General features: G+C 72.9%; 18 protein-coding genes and 1 pseudogene. 5 read left to right on the top strand and 14 right to left on the bottom strand.

What is annotated here, in order from left to right; genetic code table 11:
* The 5 genes and pseudogenes from EAH89_RS07540 to EAH89_RS07520 form a co-directional block, all read right to left on the bottom strand.
* On the bottom strand, positions 1-988 hold a 988-nt coding region (locus EAH89_RS07540; RefSeq protein ID WP_140882175.1), incomplete at its 3' end, for an IS481 family transposase.
* A 57-nt stretch (positions 989-1,045) separates the two neighbouring features.
* A pseudogene (locus tag EAH89_RS07535) lies at positions 1,046-1,282 on the bottom strand (IS481 family transposase); the annotation flags it as partial.
* 49 nt (positions 1,283-1,331) lie between these two features.
* Entirely contained in the window at positions 1,332-1,574 is a 243-nt protein-coding gene (locus EAH89_RS07530; RefSeq protein ID WP_140882174.1) for a hypothetical protein, read from the bottom strand.
* A gap of 4 nt (positions 1,575-1,578) precedes the next feature.
* Complete coding sequence (locus EAH89_RS07525) at positions 1,579-2,625, bottom strand: Gfo/Idh/MocA family protein (RefSeq protein WP_140882173.1); 1,047 nt, start codon at positions 2,623-2,625, stop codon at positions 1,579-1,581.
* Positions 2,626-2,718: 93 nt separating this feature from the next.
* The gene (locus EAH89_RS07520) at positions 2,719-3,366 is read right to left on the bottom strand and encodes an inositol monophosphatase family protein (RefSeq protein WP_161993502.1); all 648 of its coding nucleotides are present in this window, start codon (positions 3,364-3,366) and stop codon (positions 2,719-2,721) included.
* A gap of 189 nt (positions 3,367-3,555) precedes the next feature.
* On the opposite strand from EAH89_RS07520, the gene EAH89_RS07515 reads away from it, so the two are divergent.
* From EAH89_RS07515 to EAH89_RS07500, 4 genes are all read left to right on the top strand, one after another.
* Positions 3,556-4,353, top strand: coding sequence for a 2-keto-4-pentenoate hydratase (locus EAH89_RS07515; RefSeq protein ID WP_140882171.1), 798 nt, complete (start codon positions 3,556-3,558; stop codon positions 4,351-4,353).
* Positions 4,350-5,315, top strand: coding sequence for a phosphoglycerate dehydrogenase (locus EAH89_RS07510; RefSeq protein ID WP_140882170.1), 966 nt, complete (start codon positions 4,350-4,352; stop codon positions 5,313-5,315). The genes EAH89_RS07515 and EAH89_RS07510 overlap by 4 nt, the downstream gene beginning before the upstream one ends.
* Before the next feature lie 16 nt (positions 5,316-5,331).
* On the top strand, positions 5,332-6,018 hold the full coding sequence (locus EAH89_RS07505) for an acylneuraminate cytidylyltransferase family protein (RefSeq protein ID WP_140882169.1): 687 nt from the start codon (positions 5,332-5,334) through the stop codon (positions 6,016-6,018).
* A gap of 69 nt (positions 6,019-6,087) precedes the next feature.
* The gene (locus EAH89_RS07500) at positions 6,088-6,759 is read left to right on the top strand and encodes a hypothetical protein (RefSeq protein WP_140882168.1); all 672 of its coding nucleotides are present in this window, start codon (positions 6,088-6,090) and stop codon (positions 6,757-6,759) included.
* A 12-nt stretch (positions 6,760-6,771) separates the two neighbouring features.
* Here EAH89_RS07500 and EAH89_RS07495 read toward each other — a convergent pair whose 3' ends face one another.
* The 8 genes from EAH89_RS07495 to EAH89_RS07460 form a co-directional block, all read right to left on the bottom strand.
* Positions 6,772-7,866, bottom strand: a complete 1,095-nt coding sequence (locus EAH89_RS07495; RefSeq protein ID WP_140882167.1) for a glycosyltransferase family 4 protein — start codon at positions 7,864-7,866, stop codon at positions 6,772-6,774.
* Positions 7,863-8,075, bottom strand: a complete 213-nt coding sequence (locus EAH89_RS07490; RefSeq protein ID WP_140882166.1) for a hypothetical protein — start codon at positions 8,073-8,075, stop codon at positions 7,863-7,865. Before EAH89_RS07490 ends, EAH89_RS07495 begins: the two co-directional genes overlap by 4 nt.
* On the bottom strand, positions 8,072-8,935 hold the full coding sequence (locus EAH89_RS07485; protein ID WP_140882165.1) for a hypothetical protein: 864 nt from the start codon (positions 8,933-8,935) through the stop codon (positions 8,072-8,074). The genes EAH89_RS07490 and EAH89_RS07485 overlap by 4 nt, the downstream gene beginning before the upstream one ends.
* Positions 8,932-9,570 carry a hypothetical protein gene (locus EAH89_RS07480; RefSeq protein WP_140882164.1) on the bottom strand — a complete coding sequence of 213 codons (639 nt, stop codon included), beginning with the start codon at positions 9,568-9,570 and terminating at the stop codon, positions 8,932-8,934. The genes EAH89_RS07485 and EAH89_RS07480 overlap by 4 nt, the downstream gene beginning before the upstream one ends.
* Before the next feature lie 176 nt (positions 9,571-9,746).
* Positions 9,747-10,859 carry a glycosyltransferase family protein gene (locus tag EAH89_RS07475; RefSeq protein ID WP_140882163.1) on the bottom strand — a complete coding sequence of 371 codons (1,113 nt, stop codon included), beginning with the start codon at positions 10,857-10,859 and terminating at the stop codon, positions 9,747-9,749.
* A gap of 39 nt (positions 10,860-10,898) precedes the next feature.
* Positions 10,899-11,879, bottom strand: coding sequence for an NAD-dependent epimerase/dehydratase family protein (locus EAH89_RS07470; protein WP_140882162.1), 981 nt, complete (start codon positions 11,877-11,879; stop codon positions 10,899-10,901).
* A 214-nt stretch (positions 11,880-12,093) separates the two neighbouring features.
* Positions 12,094-15,501 (bottom strand): PAS domain-containing protein, encoded by a 3,408-nt coding sequence (locus EAH89_RS07465; RefSeq protein WP_140882161.1) that lies wholly within the window; start codon positions 15,499-15,501, stop codon positions 12,094-12,096.
* Positions 15,498-16,223 carry a response regulator transcription factor gene (locus EAH89_RS07460; protein WP_140882160.1) on the bottom strand — a complete coding sequence of 242 codons (726 nt, stop codon included), beginning with the start codon at positions 16,221-16,223 and terminating at the stop codon, positions 15,498-15,500. Before EAH89_RS07460 ends, EAH89_RS07465 begins: the two co-directional genes overlap by 4 nt.
* Positions 16,224-16,526: 303 nt before the next feature.
* Between EAH89_RS07460 and EAH89_RS07455 the strand changes: the two genes are divergently transcribed.
* Positions 16,527-16,862 (top strand): HPF/RaiA family ribosome-associated protein, encoded by a 336-nt coding sequence (locus EAH89_RS07455; RefSeq protein ID WP_140882159.1) that lies wholly within the window; start codon positions 16,527-16,529, stop codon positions 16,860-16,862.
* Here EAH89_RS07455 and EAH89_RS07450 read toward each other — a convergent pair.
* Positions 16,859-18,070: a pyridoxal phosphate-dependent aminotransferase gene (locus EAH89_RS07450; protein WP_140882158.1), complete on the bottom strand. Its 1,212-nt coding sequence runs from the start codon at positions 18,068-18,070 to the stop codon at positions 16,859-16,861. The two genes, EAH89_RS07455 and EAH89_RS07450, sit on opposite strands and share 4 nt — an antisense overlap.
* Positions 18,071-18,182 lie beyond the last annotated feature (112 nt).

Genomic DNA, 18,182 nt, shown 5'->3' with positions numbered 1-18,182 from the left:
TGTTTGGTCCCGGGGTTTGGTGGTGCGGGTCATGGATGAACCTGGACGGTTCTTCTGTCCAGGCTTTGCAGATGGCTTCGTAGGGCGTGAGGCCGCGTAGAGTCTTCAGGCGACGGGCGAAGTTGTAGGCGGCGACGAACTGGTCGAGGTGCTGTCGGAGTTCGTCGTGCGTCTCGTAGTGGTAGCGCTTGACGGTTGCTTCCTTGATCGTGCGGTTCATCCGCTCGACCTGCCCGTTCGTCCAAGGATGCCGGGGCTTGGTCAGTCGGTGATCGATGTTGTTCTGGGCGCAGGCATACTCGAAGGCGTGGGCGCGAAAGAGCTCGCCTTTGTCCATGGCCTCCCTGATCTGGGCGGCCGCCGAGCAGATATTGCCCGGTGAGGTGAAGTGCGTGCCGTTGTCCGTGAGCACGGTGTGGATGCGGTAGGGCACGGCCTTGATGAGCGCCCGGAGGAAGTCGGCGGCGTTGCGGCGAGTGACCCTCTCGTGGAGTTCGACGAAGGCGAACTTGGAGGTTCGGTCGATGGCGACAAGCAAGTAGAGGCGCCCCTGCTCGGTGCGGACCTCGGCGAGGTCCACGTGGAAGTAGCCGATGGGATAGACCTTGAAGCGCTTCTTGGCGGTCGAGGCACTTTCCGGCTCGGGCAGTCGGGAGATGCCGTGGCGCACCAGGCAGCGGTGGAGCGAGGACCGGGTCAGCTGCGGCAAGCTGGGTTGCAGAGCGTAGAGGCAATCGTCAAGCGGCAGCAGGGTGTGCCGGCGGAAGGCGACGACGACGGCCTCCTCCTCGACCGAGAGAACCGTGGACTTCGGCTCCTTCGGCCCAGTCGGCAGGTCGGTAACAGACCCACGCGCCTTCCACTTGGCGACCGTTTTCGGGTTCACTCCATAGCGCTTGGCCAGCCCTCTCAGGCTCTCTTGACTATGCTGTATCGCTCGACGGATTGCCTCCGTCGTTGTGGCGCTGCCATGGAGAACCTGGCCCATAGTGCGTCCTTCCGCTCAGGGGAGAAGACTGCACCATCAAACCCTGGGATCAAACANGGTGTGCCGGCGGAAGGCGACGACGACGGCCTCCTCCTCGACCGAGAGAACCGTGGACTTCGGCTCCTTCGGCCCAGTCGGCAGGTCGGTAACAGACCCACGCGCCTTCCACTTGGCGACCGTTTTCGGGTTCACTCCATAGCGCTTGGCCAGCCCTCTCAGGCTCTCTTGACTATGCTGTATCGCTCGACGGATTGCCTCCGTCGTTGTGGCGCTGCCATGGAGAACCTGGCCCATAGTGCGTCCTTCCGCTCAGGGGAGAAGACTGCACCATCAAACCCTGGGATCAAACACCTAGGGCGCGCCCGTAGAGCCGCCATTCCCGCCCGGCGAGGGGGCCGGGCGGGGCGAGGAGCAGCGCGCCCCGGCCGAGCGCCTCGGCGCCCGCCGCCGCGGCCGGTTCGAGCAAGGCGGGGCGCGCCGGGCCGTCCGCGCCCTCGCCCGGCCAGGCCCGCTCCGCCTCCGCCAGCAGGAGGCTCTGCAGGCGGTGGCGGAAGAGCAGCGCGGCGGCGGCGAGGTCCGGCGGCAAGGGGTCAGTCGCCGACGCCGACCATCTGCAGCCCCTCATGCAGGTTCGGGCTGACGTTGTGGCCGTGGGCGTAGATGCAGTCTACCAGCGACATCACCTCGAGCGCCTGGCGGGAGTTGCCGGAGAGCACGGGCATGCCGAGCGAGACCGCGTCCATGAAGTGCTCGGCCTCCCGCGCCCAGGAGGTGTCGACCTTGAAGAGCATCCGCTCCTCGCTGTCGAAGTTCGCGGCCGGCGCCGTCGCGCGGTTCTTGGCGATCGTCAGCTCCTCCTCGCCGTAGGTGCCGGAGGAGGTCTTGAGGCCGTTGAGCACGAGGTAGCCGCGCTCGAGGAAGACCTCGAGCGAGAAGAGGTGCCGCCACTGCGTCATCGTGGAGTGGAAGGAGACCTCCACGCCCGTCTCGCTGCTGCGCATGATCGCGAAGACGTTGTCCTCGATGCCCGGGATCTTCCAGTAGCGGCTGGAGACGAGGGCGTGCACCTGGTCGAATGGCGAGCCGCTCATGTGCAGGAAGAGGTCGAGCATGTGGATGCCCTGGTCGAGCAGGATGCCGCCGCCCGCCCGCTCGCGGTCCGCGCGCCAGGTCTTCAGGTAGTCGCCGTCGACGCTCTTGCCGTAGCGGCCGCGCATCCAGAGCATGCGGCCGTAGGCGCCGCTGTCGATCACCTGCTTCATCTTCATGACGCCGGCGTGGTGGCGGTGGTTGAAGCCGTACATCAGCACGCGGCCGGACTCGCGCTCGGCCTGCATGATCTCGCGCACCTCGTCGGCGTTGAAGGCCGGCGGCTTCTCGCAGAAGACGTGCTTGCGCGCCCGCAGCGCCGCGATGGCGAGGGGCTTGTTCACCTCGTTGGTCGCGCAGACGAAGACGATGCTGATGGCGGGATCGTTGATGATCTCCTCCGCCGAGGCGGCGATCGCGTAGGGCGTGCCCGCGGGCAGGTTGACGTCGTAGACCTTCACCACCCGCGCCCTGCCGTCCTCGTGCAGGGCCGCGGCGCGGATCTGGCCCATCTTGCCAAAACCGATGATGCCGACGTTGTGGGCCATCCGAACTACTCCGGTCTCAAGGCATGGTGGGGGGAAGAGGCGGCGCGCACGAAGTGCGTCGGTCGCCGGTCGCGACGCGGGGAAGGGAGGCCGTCATCGCTCGACGAGGACGTCCACGGCGTCCCCCTCGAGCGGCTCGCAGCGGATCGTGCGGGCGCCGGCGCCCTGCGCGAGGGCGAGGCCGGCCGCCACGTCCCACCACATGATGCCACTCTCGGTGTAGCCATCGAGCCGGCCGGCCGCGACCCAGGCGAGGGAGAGCGCGGCCGAGCCGAGCATGCGCATCTTCGTCCAGCCCGCCGCGAGATCGCCGAGGCGCGCCAGCGTGACGCCGACATCGGCGCGGGAGGGGAAGCCGGTGGCGAGCATCTGCCGCGCCGGGGCCGGCGCCACGACCGTTCGGCCGTTGACGCGGAGGCCGAGCCCTTCGCCGCCGGCGAAGAGCTCGTCGCGCTCGGGGTCGTAGATGGCGCCGAGGAGGGGGCGGCGGCCGCGGCAGAGCGCGACCGAGACGGCGTAGAGCGGCACGCCGCGGAAGTAGTTGAAGGAGCCGTCGAGCGGGTCGATCACCCAGTGGAGCGCCTCCGCGCCGGCCGGCCGGCCGGCCCAGCCGGTCTCCTCGCCGAGCACGGGAAGTGCATCCTCCTGGCGCGCAAGAAACGCGCGGATGATGGCCTCGGACGCGGCGTCCTCGTGAAGCTTGATGTCGCGTCCGAGCTGGGACGCCGGAGAAGCGCGCAAGTCACGCCTTTCGCGCAGATAGTCCCGCGTCTGCCGCGCTGCTTCGCCGGCCGTGTACAGGAGCGCGTCGGTGCCCTGAAGCTCTGTCTGCAACACGGGAAGAGCCTTTCGGCGCCATTGATCACAAAGTGTTTACATTAGAGCCGGGTGTATGGCAATCATATTTTGGTGATTGGGAGCGATCCGGTGTTGAACCAGCAAGATACGCTTGAGAATGGGCTGGCCTCGCGCGTCGCGGCGGCCTTCGGCGGCCTTGACGTCGTCACGCCGGGCGCCGGCGAGCTGCCCGCGAATATTGATGAAGCGGAACGAATTGAAGACGACATCATATCTCGTCTTGGCCCGATCGGCGCCTACAAGCTCGGCGCCACCATCGCCCAGGTCCGCGCCACCCTCGGCCTGCCGCGCCCCTTCTTCGGGCCAACGCCCGTCAGCCGCATCTTCCCGGACGGCGCGGACATCCCCGCGCCCGTCGCCCGCCAGCGCGGCGTGGAGAGCGAGTACGCCTTCCGCCTCGCCCGCGACCTGACCGAGGCCGACATTGCCCTCGACGCCGCCGGCCTCTGCGCGGCGATCGCCTCCGTCCACGCCGCCCTCGAGGTGCCGGGCTCGCGCTTCTCGGGCCTCGGCGCCCATGGCGGCTTCGCCCTCGTCGCGGACGCCGGCGCCGTCGGCTCGCTGGTGATCGGCGGCGGGCAGCCCCTTGGCGACCCCGCGCGGCTGGTCGACGCGCCCGTGGTGCTCGAGATCGAGGGGCAGGACCCCGTGCGCGGCGGCGGCGCGGTGATCGACGGCGGGCCCTTCGGTCCCCTCCTCTCCTTCGTGCGCGGCGCCCTCGCGCGCGGCTACGCGCTGCGGGCCGGGATGGTCGTCGTCTCCGGAAGCTGCACCGGCTATGTCGAGGTGCCGCTCGGCCGGCGCGCCACCGCGCATTTCCCCGCGCTCGGCACCTCCGCCTCCCTCCGCTTCGCGGGGACGGGGCGGTGAGCGTCTCCCGGGACACCCGGATCGCGGTTCTCTCGCGGTCGTTCTCGCGCCACCCCGTGCTGCGGCAGGAGCTCGGCGCCCTCTACCCGAACGTCACCTTCAACGACACCGGGCGCACGCTCGGCGGCGGGGAACTGGTGGAGTTCCTGGACGGCCACGAGGCCGCGATCGTCGCGCTGGAGGCGATCGGCGCGCCGCTCTTCTCGGCCCTGCCGCGGCTGCGCGTCGTCAGCAAGTACGGCGTCGGGCTCGACAACGTGGACCTCAAGGCCGCGGCCGCCCACGGCGTGCAGGTGGGCTGGACCGGGGGCGTGAACCGCCGCTCCGTCGCCGAGCTGGCGCTCTGCTTCATCATCGCGGGCCTTCGCGGCGTCACGACCTCGCAGGCCGAGATCCGCGCGGGCGTCTGGCGGCAGTACCTGGGCCGGCAGATCTCGGACGCGACGATCGGGATCATCGGCTGCGGGCATGTCGGCAAGGAGCTCGCGCGCATGCTCCGCGCGCTCGGCGTGCGCGTGCTGGCGCACGACATCCGCGACATCGGCGAGTTCTGCCACGCCCAGGGCGTGCGGAAGGTCGGGCTCGACGAGCTGATCGCCTCCGCCGACGTGGTCTCCCTGCACGTCCCCTCCACGCCGGAGACGGCGAACATGATCGACGCGGGGCGGCTCGTCGCCATGCGCCGCGGCGCGGTGCTGGTGAACACGGCCCGCGGCGGGCTGGTGGACGAGGCGGCGCTGAAGGCCGCCCTCAAGTCCGGCCATCTCTCCGCCGCCTGCTTCGACGTCTTCGCGAGCGAGCCGCCGGCGGACACGGAGCTGCTGGGCCTGCCGAACTTCCTCGCCACCGCCCACATCGGCGGCAGCGCCGACGAGGCGGTGGTGGCGATGGGCCGCGCGGCCATCACGGGCCTCGCGCAGGCCACCGATCCCACCCTCTTCCTCAGCCCCTGGGCTCCCTGAAGCGGACGAGACGATCATGAAGAACATCGCGATGATCCCGGCCCGCATGGGCAGCCAGCGCCTGAAGCAGAAGAACCTGCTGCCGCTGCAAGGGGTGCCCCTGCTGGTGCACGCCGTGCGCAAGTGCCTCGCGGCCGGCGTGTTCGACGAGGTCTGGGTCAACTCCGAGCACGACACCTTCGGCGAGATGGCCATGGCCGAGGGCGCGCGCTTCCACAAGCGCCCGGCCGAGCTCGCCAACAACGTCGCGACGAGCGAGCAGTTCGTCGCGCAGTTCCTCGAGACCCACGACTGCGACCGGCTGTTCCAGGTGCACTCCATCGCGCCGCTGCTGACGGTCGCCGAGCTGACGCGCTTCACGCACGACATGGTCAGCGGCGACTACGACGTGATGCTGAGCGTCGTGGACGAGCCGCTGGAGGCTTTCTGCCGCGGCGAGCCCGTGAACTTCACCCTCGCCGAGAAGACCAACTCCCAGGACCTGCCGCCGGTGCGCCGCGTGACCTGGTCCGTGACGGGCTGGCGCAGCAGCACCTATCTCGAGGCCTATCGCGCGGGGCGGTGCGCCACCTACGCGGGCAGGGTGGGGATGACGAGCATCAACCGCCTCGCCGGGCACGTGATCAAGACCGCCGACGACCTCGCCCTGGCTGAGGCGCTCTACCCGCTGGTGCACGACGCGGCGCCGGTACCGGCCCTCTGAGGCCTTTCCGCGGGGCGGAGGCCGCACTAGCCTCCCGCGCTCGCGGAGGGAGGGAAGAGCGAGTGCGCGATGCCGAGCCCTGATCCCGCGCCGCCGGTCGACCACGCGCTGGAGCGCCGCGTCCTCGCGCGCTACGCCGAGGAGCTCGCGGGGCTGCCGGTGGAGGAGGCCGCGGCCTGGCTGCTGCGGCGCCTCGCCGCGGTCGAGGCGATGCAGGTCACCGCCCGCGCCGGCACGCGCCCGCGCGAATGGGCCGATCCGGGGCCGGCCGCGGTGCTGGTGCTGGAGCCGATCGAGCCTGTCCCGGAAGCGCCGCTGCCGACGGAGGTCGCCGTGTCCTGCGACGACGCGCTCGCGCAGGAAGGCTTCCACGACGCGGAGACGGCGGAGGGCGGCCGGTCCTTCCGCTGGATCGGCCCGGAGCCGCGGGCCACGGTCTTCCTGCCGAAGGTCGCGCTGCCCGCGGAGGTCAGGCTGCACGTCCACGCCGCCTTCTGCCCGGAGGTGCTCGGCGACATCAGCGTGTCGATCGACGAGGGTCCCTGGGAGGCGGCGTTGCAGGAGGAGGGCGGGGCGAGGGTGCTGGTGGCGCGCCCGCGCCCGGGCGAGCGGCCGCCCGCGGGCGCCACGCGGCTCGACATCGACGCGGTCCGGACGGCATCGCCCCTCTCGCGCGGGGCGGCGGACGCGCGGCTTCTCGGCCTGGCCCTCTGGCGGATCGAGGCGCGCAGCCTCGGGTGAGCGTCGCCGGCCTCAGGCGCCGAGCCAGTCGAGGACCGGCGCGGCCATGCGCCCCGGGCTGAAGGAGGCGGCCTGCGCGAGCGCCTTCGGAAGCAGCTCCGCCGCGCGCCGCGCGTCCGAGATCTCCTTCAGCCCGGCCGCGAACTCGTCGACCGAGAAGGGATCGAAGAAGACGCCGGCGTTGCCGATCACCTCCGGGAAGCTCGAAGTGAGCGAGGCCAGGACGGGCTTGCCGAGGCTCATCGCCTCCACCGCGGGGATGCCGAATCCCTCGTAGACCGAGGGCAGGATGAGGAACTCGGCCGCCTTCAGCAGCCGGTACTTCACGAACTCGGACACGAAGCCTGTGAAGGTCACCCGCCGCGCGAGCTCCGGCCGCAGCCGGGCGAGGGCCTGGTCCACGAGCCAGCCGCGCCGACCGATGACGACGAAGCCCAGGTCCGAGGACGCGACCGACGGGTGCTCCATCGCGCGCAGCAGCAGGTCGAGGTTCTTGCGCGGCTCGATCGTGCCGATCACCACGGCGTAGCGGCCCAGCTCCACCGCCGGCAGGTTGCGGTCGTAGGAGGGGAAGTCCGCGGGCCAGTCGACGTACTGCATGAGCAGCCGGGCGCGCGGCGCAACCCAGGGGAAGGTGTCGCAGAGCGCGCGGCGCGTCGCCTCCGAGACGCAGAAGACCGTCTCGTCCGTCGACAGCTCGTCGCGCAGCGGGTCGAGGTGGTGGTCGACGTTCCGCTCGTCATGGGTCTCGGGCATCACGAGCGTGCTCATGTCGTGCACCGTGCTCGCCTCGCGGCGCGCGATGCCCGGCTGGGACTTGACGGAGGGATAGAGGAGCGGCACCGCGGGATCGGGCGGCGCGCGCCCGGCATCGCCGTCGCGGTCGAGCCGCGCGCGCAGGAAGGCGCCGGAGCCGTGGCGGATGGTCTCCCGCACCTCGGCCGCATCGAGCCGCCCGAGGCGGACGCTGAAGCCGAGATCGACCCGGCCGCTGGCCTCCAGCGCCCCCATCAGGCGCCGCGTAAAGACGGAGATGCCCGTCCACTGGTCCTCGAGCAGCGGGCCGATGTCGACCGTCAGGCGCGGCCGCGCGCCGTCGCGCGTCACGGTGCCTCGCAGAGGGTGACGCGGGGCACGCCGGCGACGGCGTCGGGCGGCGCAAGATGGACGGGGCAATCGAGCCAGGCCTGGAGGAGCCGGCGGAAGCGCGCGGCCGCCAGGCTGCCCCCCGGCACCTCCACGCGCTCCGCCGCCGCGTAGAAGTCGAGGCCGTAGGCCCAGAAGGCGGCGCCCGGGTGAAGCAGGACGGAACTCATCCGAAGCCCGGGCGGCGGGGCGGTGACCAGCTCCACCGCCCAGGAGGCGCCCGCCGGGAAGGCGGCACCGGTGCCCGAGAGAGCGCGCGCGCGGCGGCGGCGAGCCGCCCCGCCGTGTCCGGCACGCCGTCGAGGCGCGGCAGCTCGAGCATCAGGCGGCCCGGCCCGCCGAAGAGCGCACCCTGCATCTCGCGCGCGAGCTCGCGGAGGAAGGCGGCGTCGGCGAGGGCAGTGCCGCTGAGCGGGACGTAGCGCACCGGCCCCTCCGCCGGCCCTTCCGCCAAGCGCGCCTCCGGCGGTGCCGCGGCTCCGCCGTTGAAGGGAAAGCGCTCCACCCGGCCCAGGGGCGGCGTGGTGGGCAGGCGCAGATGCGTCGGCGGCGGGCGGTGCCAGGCGCCGCCGCAGCGGAAGGCGAGGCCGCCGTTGATCTGCGAGGCCAGGCCGCCGAAGAGCTCCGGCACGATGCCGACGAGGCGCCGCAGCGCCGCCTCGCGGGCGGGCACGCCGCGCGGGTAGAAGAAGAGGTGGTTGCGGAGGCCCGGCAGCGTGCGAAGCGTGCGGCCGTCGGTGATGACGACGTGGTCGCGCGCGCCGCCGATGCGGTCGTCGAGCCAGGCGCGCGCGCGGCCGTGGGTGTAGATCTCCGGCCGCGCCACGAATTGCAGCGGCACCGAGCGCGCCTCGGCCGCCTCGGCGACGAGCGCGATGGCGGCGCGCAGCTCGGCGGGCAGGACGGCGTCGCGCAGCGCCTCGCGCCCGAAGAGGGAACCCGGCAGGCGAAGCCCCTCGATCACCGACCCCGGCAGCGAGGCGAGAAGGCTGGCGCCGAACTCGGGCGCCGCCGCGTCCGGCCCGATCATGGCGAGGCGAAGACGAAGGCCGGCGTGTTGGGCGCGGCGAGGAAGCGGGGGCGGGCGCGGAACTCGTCGCTGGCCGCGAGCAGGGCCAGGAGGCCGAAGGGCGACAGCGCGCCGAGGTCGAGGAGCGGCGCGTAGACGCCGATGCCGTTCTCGTCGGCCGGCCGGCCGAGCACGTAGACATAGGCGGTGTGGATGAAGCGCTCGACGCCGTGCCGCGCGAGGAACGCGGCCAGCACGGGGCCGTGGGCGCTGAGCTGCCCGATGTCGCCGGTCACCGTCGGGTCCGCCGCCACGACCTTGGCGATCGTGTTGCAGGACGCGTCGGCGCCCGCGCGGATCGGGAGGAGGCGCGGCGGCTCGACCGCCTCCTCGCCCGTCCCGGCGTGCAGCGCGAGCGGCACCGACATCGCCTCCTCCACCGGGATCGAAAGGCGAAGGCGGAAGGCGCACCAGCCATGGCCGAAGCCGACCTTGGCAAGGTCCGCGCGATGAAGGTTCGCGTGCCCGGCGGCGATCTCCTCCCCGCCGGGCGCCCGGACGCGGACGGCGAGGGGATGGCCGGGGCGCTCGTCGTCGAAGCACCAGCCCTCGGCGAAGCCGAGGGCGGTGAGCGCGTCCAGGTGCCCGCGGATCACGGCGCGGCAGGGTCCAGCATGGAGGGTTCCGGTGTCGCCATGGTCGGGCAGGGCGCGTGGTGCCGATCGCCGGGTTGGATCGGATCCTGCGATAACATTTCCGCACAGGCCCCCGCGCTTGGCAAGGACTCGCGCGCCACAGCGGCGGCGGAAACGGCCGGCGGCGCGTGGAGGCGTCAGGGCACCATGTAGAAGCTCTTCGCCTGGGCCTCGCCGCTCTGCAGGAGCGCGCGGCGGACCTCGCGCAGGGTGATGCGCCCCACGTTCTCCGCGTAGTAGCCCTCGTCCTCCGGCAGCCGGTCCATCAGCAGCCACCAGAGCCGGTCGATCTCGGCGCGCGTCACCGGGCGGTCGGGGTTGCCGATCCGCTGGCCGAGGGCCTCCAGCGCTTGCGCGTAGGCGTCGCCGCGATGGGCGGTGCAGGCGTCCCGCTTCTCGCGCGCGATGCGCTCGATCTCCGCCGCGGTGACGGCCGGCGGTTGCTTGGGCGCACGCGTCACATAGGCCATGGAGTCGTAGCCGAGCGAGGCGAAGTCGGCCGGGCGGAAGGATTCCCCGCGCGCGCCGATGTAGCGGGCGTAGCAGACATCGGTGTTCACGCGCGCGAAGCCGAGGTCGGCGCAGGCCATCGTCTTGGCCACGTCCTGGGAGGACGCCATGTGGGAGACCGGCTTGTCCGCGTAGAGCCCGACGATCCGCAGGTCCGGCCGGGCCTGGTAGTCCACCTCAGCGTAGACCTCGAGGAAGGGCCGGAGCCAGGGCTGCATCGCCTCCCAGCAGCGGCGGGTCAGGCCGAAGCCCCAGTGGTGCTCCAGCGGCACCAGCCGGGGCGCGTCGGGGTCGGAGGCGGCCTGGTGGTCGCCATAGGCCGCGAAGTAGCCGAGCCGGGGGTGCGCCGCGGCCTGCGCGCGGATCGCCTCCAGCGTCGCGAGGTAGCGCGGGCCGAGCTCGAGGTCCTCCTCGAAGAAGTACCCGATCTCGGCGCCGAGGCCGCGGAAGACGAGCTCCTCCCCACGCTGGATGTTCATGGCGACGCCGAGATTGTGCGGGGCGGCGTGCACGCTGCCCTCCGGAAAGGCCTCGCGGAAGACGGCGATGCCGGCCTCGATGGCGGCGGGATCGCCGTAGACGACGCCGGAGCGCGGGGAGCGCGCGCCGTCCTGCAGCAGGTGGACCTGGCGCCCGTCCACGGCGAAGCCCTCCTGCGCGCGCAGCGAGGCGCAGAGCCGGCGGAGGTAGTCCGGCCGCGAGAAGGCGAAGATGACGATCGGCGCGGGCGGCAAGAGCATCGCGGCCCCCTCAGCGCCCGTCCCGCAGCCGGCGGCGCCTCACCCGAAATGCCCCCGCCACCAGCGCACGAAATGCCCGAGCCCGGTGCGCAGGTCGGTGGTCGGCTCCCACCCGAAATCGCGCTTCATGGCGGAGACGTCGGCGAAGGTGGCGGGCACGTCGCCGGGCTGCATGGGCCGGAGCACGCGCACCGCCTCCACGCCGAGCAGCTCCTCGAGGATCGACACCATCTCCAGAAGCTCCTCCTGGCGGCTGTTGCCGATGTTGTAGAGCCGGTGGCCGCCATCCGCGGGCGGGTTGTCCAGCGCGGCGAGGACCCCCGCGACGATGTCGCCCACGAAGGTGAAGTCGCGCTTCATCCGCCCCTCGTTGAAGAGCTGGATCGGCCGGCCCTTCAGCATGGCGTCCGTGAAGAGCCAGTAGGCCATGTCCGGCCGCCCCCAGGGGCCGTAGACGGTGAAGAAGCGCAGCCCCGTGAGCGGCAGCTTGTAGAGGTCGGTGTAGACCTTGCTCATCAGCTCCCCGGCGGCCTTGGTGGCGGCGTAGAGCGAGGCGGGCCGGTCCACCCGGTCCGTCTCCCGGAAGGGCCCGTCGGTGCGCGAGCCGTAGACGGAGCTCGTGGAGGCGTAGACCGTGTGCCGGATGCGGCCCTCGCTGCGGCGGACGCCCTCGAGGATGCCGAGATGCCCGGTGACGTTGGCGGCGGTGTAGGCGAAGGGCGCCTCGAGCGACCAGCGCACGCCGGCTTGGGCGCCGAGATGCGCGACGCGGTCGATCCCGGGCTCGGACTTCATCATCGCCAGCAGCGCCTCGGTGTCCGCGAGGTCGATGCGGTGGAGGCGGAAGGCGCCCGGCGGCGCGTTGCCCGTCAGGGCCTCGAGCCGCGCCTCCTTCAGCGCGGGGTCGTAATAGGGATTGAGGTTGTCGAGGCCGACGACCTCCTCCCCGCGGGCGAGCAGGGCTTGGCAGAGATGCGCCCCGATGAACCCCGCGGCGCCGGTGACGAGAACGCGGCCCATGCTCAGGCCTGTCGCGCCAGGGCGGGGAAGGCGGCTCCCTCGGGCGGGGCCGCCGGGTGTCGGATGGGCATGGGCTGTTCCTGCGGTCCGGTCCGTTCGTCGGGCCCGTCATAGCGGCCCGGGCCGGCTTGAGCCATCCGCACCCCCGCGGCGGAAGAGGGGAGGATCCGCCCGGATGCGTCACAAACCGGACAGCGCGGGGCGGGGAGGGGCGCTAGCCGGCCGCGTCCCCGCGCGGGCGCTCGATCGCGCGCCGGACGGCATCGGCCAGGTCGCGCCGCCGGTAGGGCTTGCGCAGCAGCCGCACGCCCGGCTCCGGCGCGCCGTGCCGCGACAGCGCGCTGTCGGTGTAGCCCGAGGTCAGCAGCACGCGGAGCCCGGGGTGCAGGCGGCGCGCCTCGCCGGCGAGGTCGAGGCCGTTCATGCCGCCGGGCATGACCACGTCCGTGAAGAGAAGGTCGAAGGTCCCGCCGCGCAGGGCCCCCAGCGCCTCCGCCGCGTCGCCGACGAGCGCCACGCGGTAGCCCATCTCGCGAAGCTGCGCCGCGACGTGGTCGCGCACGAGGGGGTCGTCCTCCACGAGGAGGATCCTCTCCCATCCCCCGGCGTCCCGCGCCTCCGCGGGGGCGAGGAGGGCGGCCGGGCGGGCATGGGTGCTCGGGACGAAGAGGCGGATTGCGGTGCCGAGGCCGGGCACGGAGTTGATGCTCACATGCCCGCCCGACTGCTTCATGAAGCCGTAGACCATGCTGAGGCCGAGCCCGCTGCCCTGGCCGACCTCCTTCGTGGTGAAGAAGGGCTCGAAGGCGCGGGACACCACCTCGGGCGGCATGCCTGCGCCCGTGTCCACGACCTCGACGACCACGTAGCGGCCCGGGGCCAGGTCGTCGCCGCCGCCGCGCGCGCGCTCGGCCGCGGCCTCGGCGGGGTCCAGGTCGAGGTTGCGCGTGGCGATGGTCACCCGCCCGCCTGCGGGCATCGCGTCGCGCGCGTTGAGGCAGAGGTTCAGCACCGCGCTCTCGAGCTGCGGCGGGTCGATCAGCGCGCACCAGAGGTCCGGGGCGGGGCGCAGGCGCAGCTCCACCTGCTCGCCGATCGTCCGGCGCAGCATGGCGCCGAGCTGCGAAAGCAGCGCGTTCACCTCCACCACCTTGGGGTCGAGCGCCTGGCGGCGGGAGAAGGAGAGCAGCCGGCTGGTCAGGGCCGCGCCGCGCTCGGCGGCGGACATGGTCATCTCCGCCATTTCGCGCAGCTCGCCCGCCTCGAGGCTCTCCATCAGGATCTCGGCGTTGCCGAGGATGACGGTGAGGAGGTTGTTGAAGTCATGGGCCACGCCTCCCGTGAGCTGCCCCACCGCCTCCAGCCGCTGCGACTGGCGCAGCCGCGCCTCGAGCTCCAGCCGGGCGGTGATGTCGGTGCTGACGGCCAGGATGGCGCGCGGCGAGCCGTCCGCGTGGCGCATCAGCGTCCAGCGCGCCTCCACCACGAGGCTCGTGCCGTCTCGGCGCCGCTGGACGAGCTGCCCGGTCCAGGCGCCGTCCGCGAGGACCGACGCCACGGGATCGCCGCCGCCGGCCTCCTCCGGCGGGAGGCGCGCCGCCGGTCGCCCGAGCCAATCCTCCCGGCGCCAGCCGTGGAGGCGCTCGGCCGCCTGGTTCATGTAGGAGACGGTGCCGTCGATCCGGCGGACCACGATGCCGTCCCCCACCTGGTCGAGCAGCGCCGCCTGCTCCTCGAGCCGCGTCTGGATCCGGCGGCGCTCGGTGATCTCGCGGCTGACGGCGACCCAGTGCGTGATCGCCCCGCCGCGATCGGCCACGGGCTGCAGGTCGAGCTCGACCCAGAAGGCCTCGCCCGCCCGGGTGTGGTTGATCATCTCCGCCCGGACCGGCCGCCCCGCGGCGACGGCGCCCCGGATGCGCGCGACCTCCGCCGCCTGGGTCCGCGGGCCCTGCAGGACCGCGAGCGGGCGGCCGAGGACGTCCGCGCGGGCGTGGCCGGTGCGCCGCTCGAAGGCGTCGTTGACGAAGACGATGCGCAGGCCCTCGCCGTCCGGCCCGGCGTCGGTGATCACGACCATGTCGTCCATCCGCGCGACGCAGGCCTCGAGCAGGCGCAGCTTCTCCCGCTCCCGCCGGCGCTCGGTCACATCGTGCAGGGTGACGGTCATCCCGCCCTCGGCCGGGGAGGCGTGCACGTCGAGCCAGCGCCCGGACTCCCGCAGGAACTCCTCGAAGCGGGCGGTGCGCTGCTCGCGGGCAGCCGCCTGCAGGCGGATGCCGATCGGGCCGGACCCGCCGAAGCCCGCGCAGTCGAGGAGCGACCGGCCGAGCGGGTCCTCCGGGCCGAGCCCGAGCACCTCCCGCGCGGTGGCGTTCGCGTAGGTGATGCGGAAGCCGCCGTCGAGCGTGAGGAAGGCGTCGGCGAGGCTGCCGACGCGCACCGCGAGCCGCTCGGACAGGCGTCGGTTCGCCTCCTCCGCCGCGCGCCGCTCCGAGACGTTCTGCAGCGCGCCCGAGAGCGTCGCGACCCGCCCCGCCTCGTCGCGCTCGGCCTCGGCGACGAGGCGGATCCACTTCCGCCAGCCGCGCGCCGTCGCGACCTCGAACTCGCTCGCGAAGGAGGTGCCGTTCCGGATGCAGGCGCGCGCCGTCGCGCGCAGGCCGGCGCGCGATTCCGGCGTCACGAAGAGCAGCGCCTCCCGCAGGGTGGAGACGTGGCCGGGCGCGAGGTCGAGGATGGCGCAGGCCTCCGCGGACCAGGTGACGAGGCCGCTCCCCAGCGCGGCCTCCCAGCCGCCCAGCCGCGCCGTCCGCTCCGCCACCCGCTGCAGCCGGAGGGCCTGGGTAAGGCGGAGCCGGTCCCGCTCCCGCTCCGTGACGTCCTCGCTGCGATGGATGATGCAGGAGACGCGGCCCGCCTCGTCCAGCACGGGAAGGTTCAGCCAGCTCCAGGCCCGCTCCCCGCTAGGCTCCGCCCCGCGCGCGCCGGCGGGCCAGCGCTGCGGCGGCATCTCCTCCCCAGTGCCACCCCGCGCGACCCGGCCGAGCGAGGCCCGCAGCGCCGCGGCCAGGGGCTCCGGCAAGCCGCCCGGGACGAGGTCGAAGACCGGGCGGCCGAGCACCGCGGGGCGCGTCGTGCCGGCGGCCGCGAGATACGCGTCGCTGGCGCCGAGGACGCGGAAGTCGTCGGGGGCGAGCACGAGGCAGGCGCCCGGTGCGGCCTCGAAGACGGAGCGGAAGCAAATCGCCGCCATCCGCTCGGCAACGACGACGGGATGCCCGGCGAGCGCGGTCGCGCCCAGCCGCGCGCGCACCGCCCCGCCCTGGAAGCGGCACTCGGCCGCGAAGCCCTCGCCGCCCTCCCGACGCCAGCGCGCGAACGCTGCGGCCCAGCGCGCGCCGTCCTCCAGGACCATCCAGGCCGCGAGGTCGGTGCCCCGCACGTCGCCGGCGTCCGCCCCGAGGATGGCGCCGAAGCCGGGGCTGGCATCCTCGATCCGCCCGGCCTCGTCGAGGGTCGCGACGGCGGGGGGCACGCGCCCGTCGGACGGGGTTGTCGCGGCGCGCTTCTCGGCGCCGTCGGGGGCGGGCGTCGCTGCCGGGGCCGCCGCCCGGCTCACCACACCAGCCGGTATCCCTTGCCGCGCACCGCCACGACGGTGACGTGGCCGCCCGAGGCGGCGCTGAGCTTCTGGCGCAGGTTGGAGGCGAGCTGGTCGACGCCGCGCTGCTCGGGGAGGAGACGCCGCCCGAGCACCTTCTCCGAGATCGTCTCGCGCCCGGCCAGGTGGTCGGGGGAATCGAGCAGCACCGCGAGGAAGCCGGCCTCGCCCCCGGTCAGCCGCGTCTCGGTTCCGTCGGCCGCGATCACGCGCAGCCGGGCTGGCTCCATCTGCAGCCCGCCGAGGTTCCATCCGGTGGGCCCGGGCGGCGCGATCACGGCCGGCTCCGGCTCGCTGGCCGCGGCGATGGTGTCCAGCCGCCGGCTGAGCGCCCGCACGCGCGCCACCATCTCGCGGAGGGAGAAAGGCTTGGCGAGGTAGTCGTCGGCGCCGACCTCGAGCCCGACGACGCGGTCCATTTCGTCCGCCCGCCCGCTGACGACGATGACGCCAAGATCGGGGCGCGCGGCGGCCTCGCGCACGAAGGCGATGCCGTTGCCGTCGGGCAGGCCGAGATCGACGACGGCAATGCGGGGGTTGTCGCGCTGGAGGTGGAGACGCGCCTGCGCGATGGTCGTCGCCGTCTCGGTCTTCCACCCATCGCGGACAAGGGCATTGCTGATCGTTGCGGCAACATCAGGATCGTCTTCGAGAACCAGGACTGGCCTTAAGCCAGACATGCGCGCCCCTCCACAAGTAAGCAATGATCGGTCGTTGCCGAGGCGAGGGCAAGACTGATTCCACACGTCATGGTTTTATCGGCCATCACTGCGGCTACTGCGCACGCTCGCCCGCCCGATCCTTGGTGGGGTCCACCTTGCCTGTCTCGATGGTGGCCCCTGCCTTCAAAGGGAACAACGCCTTCAGGAAGCGGGCGTTCATGGTCAGGCTGAGCTCGGCCGGACGGAGCGGCAGGACTGCCGCGTGAGCATCCCCCATGCGGGACCCGCCGACGCCACGCGCCGCTTCGCAGCGGACGCGCCATGGACCGCCCGCTCGACATCGCCTTCCACAACATCGAGCCCTCGCCGACGGTCGAGGCCGAGATCCGCCGGCACGCCGAGAAACTGCAGAGGCGCCATGCCGAGCTGGTCGCCTGCCGCGTCTCGGTGGAGGCGCTGCACAACGGGCACCGGACGGGCAACGTGCCGGAGGTGCACATCACCTGTCGATCCGCGGCCACGACCGCGCGGTGTCGCGGGAGCCGCACCGCACGAGGGAGCGCTACGCGCATCCCGACGTTCACACGGCCATCCGCGACGCCTGTAAGGCCGCCGAGCGGCAGCTCGAATCGGCCCGCGGCCCGTAGCGGCGGCTAGGCTGCGCGCTCGCCGAGCACCCGCGTGAGGCGCGCCACCGCCTCGCGCGCCAGCGCGGGGCTGACGGCGAAGCAGATGCGGACGAAGCCCTCGCCCTCCGGCCCGAAGGCGGTGCCCGGCGCCACCCCCACCTTCGCCTCCCGCAACAGGCGGAAGGCGAGGTCGAGGCTCGTCTCGCCGGTGTCCACGCGCGCCATGATGTAGAAGGCCCCCTCCGGCGCGAAGACCGTGACGCCCCGCAGGCGCGACAGGCCCTCCACCATGATCGCGCGGCTCTCGGCGCAGCGCCCGACCATCGTGCGGATGAAGGCGTCGCCCTCGTCCAGCGCGGTGACGGCGGCGTGCTGGATGAAGGTGGGGATGGAGGTCGTGTTGTACTGGCCGAGCTTGGAGAAGGTGGCCGCCAGCCCCTCCGGGTAGACGATCCAGCCCGCGCGCCAGCCCGTCATCGCCCAGTTCTTGGAGAAGGTGTTGGCGACGATCAGCCGGTCCGAGGGCGTGCAGATCTGCAGGAAGGAGGGCGCGATCGCGTTGCCGTAGGTGAAGTGGTTGTAGACCTCGTCGGAGATGATCCAGAGGCCGCGCTCGCGAGCGAGGTCGCGCAGCGCCTGCATCTCGGCGATCGGCATCACCCAGCCCGTGGGGTTGGAGGGCGAGTTCACCACCAGCACCCGCGTGCGGGGCGTGATGGCCGCGGCGATGTCCGCGAGCGGCAGCGAGAAGCGCCCGTCCGCCGAGCGGCGATAGGGGACCGTCACCGGCACGCCGCCGGTCACCCGCACGGCCTCGGCCAGGTTGGGCCAGTTGGGGGTCGGGATGATCACCTCGTCGCCGTGCTCGAGCAGCGCCTGGCAGGCCTGCATGATGGCGTTCATGCCGCCGGCGGTGATGGCGAAGCGCTCGGGCGCCACCTCCACGCCCCAGTGGCGCCGGTGGTAGTCGGACAGCGCCTGGTGCAGCCGCGGGATGCCGCGGGAGTAGGTGTAGCGCGTCTCGCCCTCCTGCATGGCGCGGTGCGCGGCCTCCACCACGAAGTCGGGCGTCGGCAGGTCGCCCTCGCCGATCCAGAGCTTCACCACCTCCGGGTCGTCGCGGCCCCGGTCGGCCACGAGGCCGATCTGGCTCGTGCCCACGGCCTGGATGCGGGCCGGCAGGGTGCCCGCGAGCTCGGGAAGCGGGTCGGCGGCGGGGAGGGCGGCGGCGCTCATGCGGGGCGGTGATCCTGGCGGGCATCCCCCCCGGCGGTCCCCGTGGATGGGGTGGGAGGAGCGGAACGGCGGGGCCGCCTTTCTGCCGCGCCGCCGGGGGTGGGGGAAGGGG

The sequence above is a fragment of the Muricoccus nepalensis genome, from assembly GCF_006438825.1.
GTDB classification, from domain to species: Bacteria; Pseudomonadota; Alphaproteobacteria; order Acetobacterales; family Acetobacteraceae; genus Roseomonas; species Roseomonas nepalensis.
Note: the sequence above shows the minus strand (reverse complement) of the source record. Positions and strands in the feature narration are given on the sequence as shown.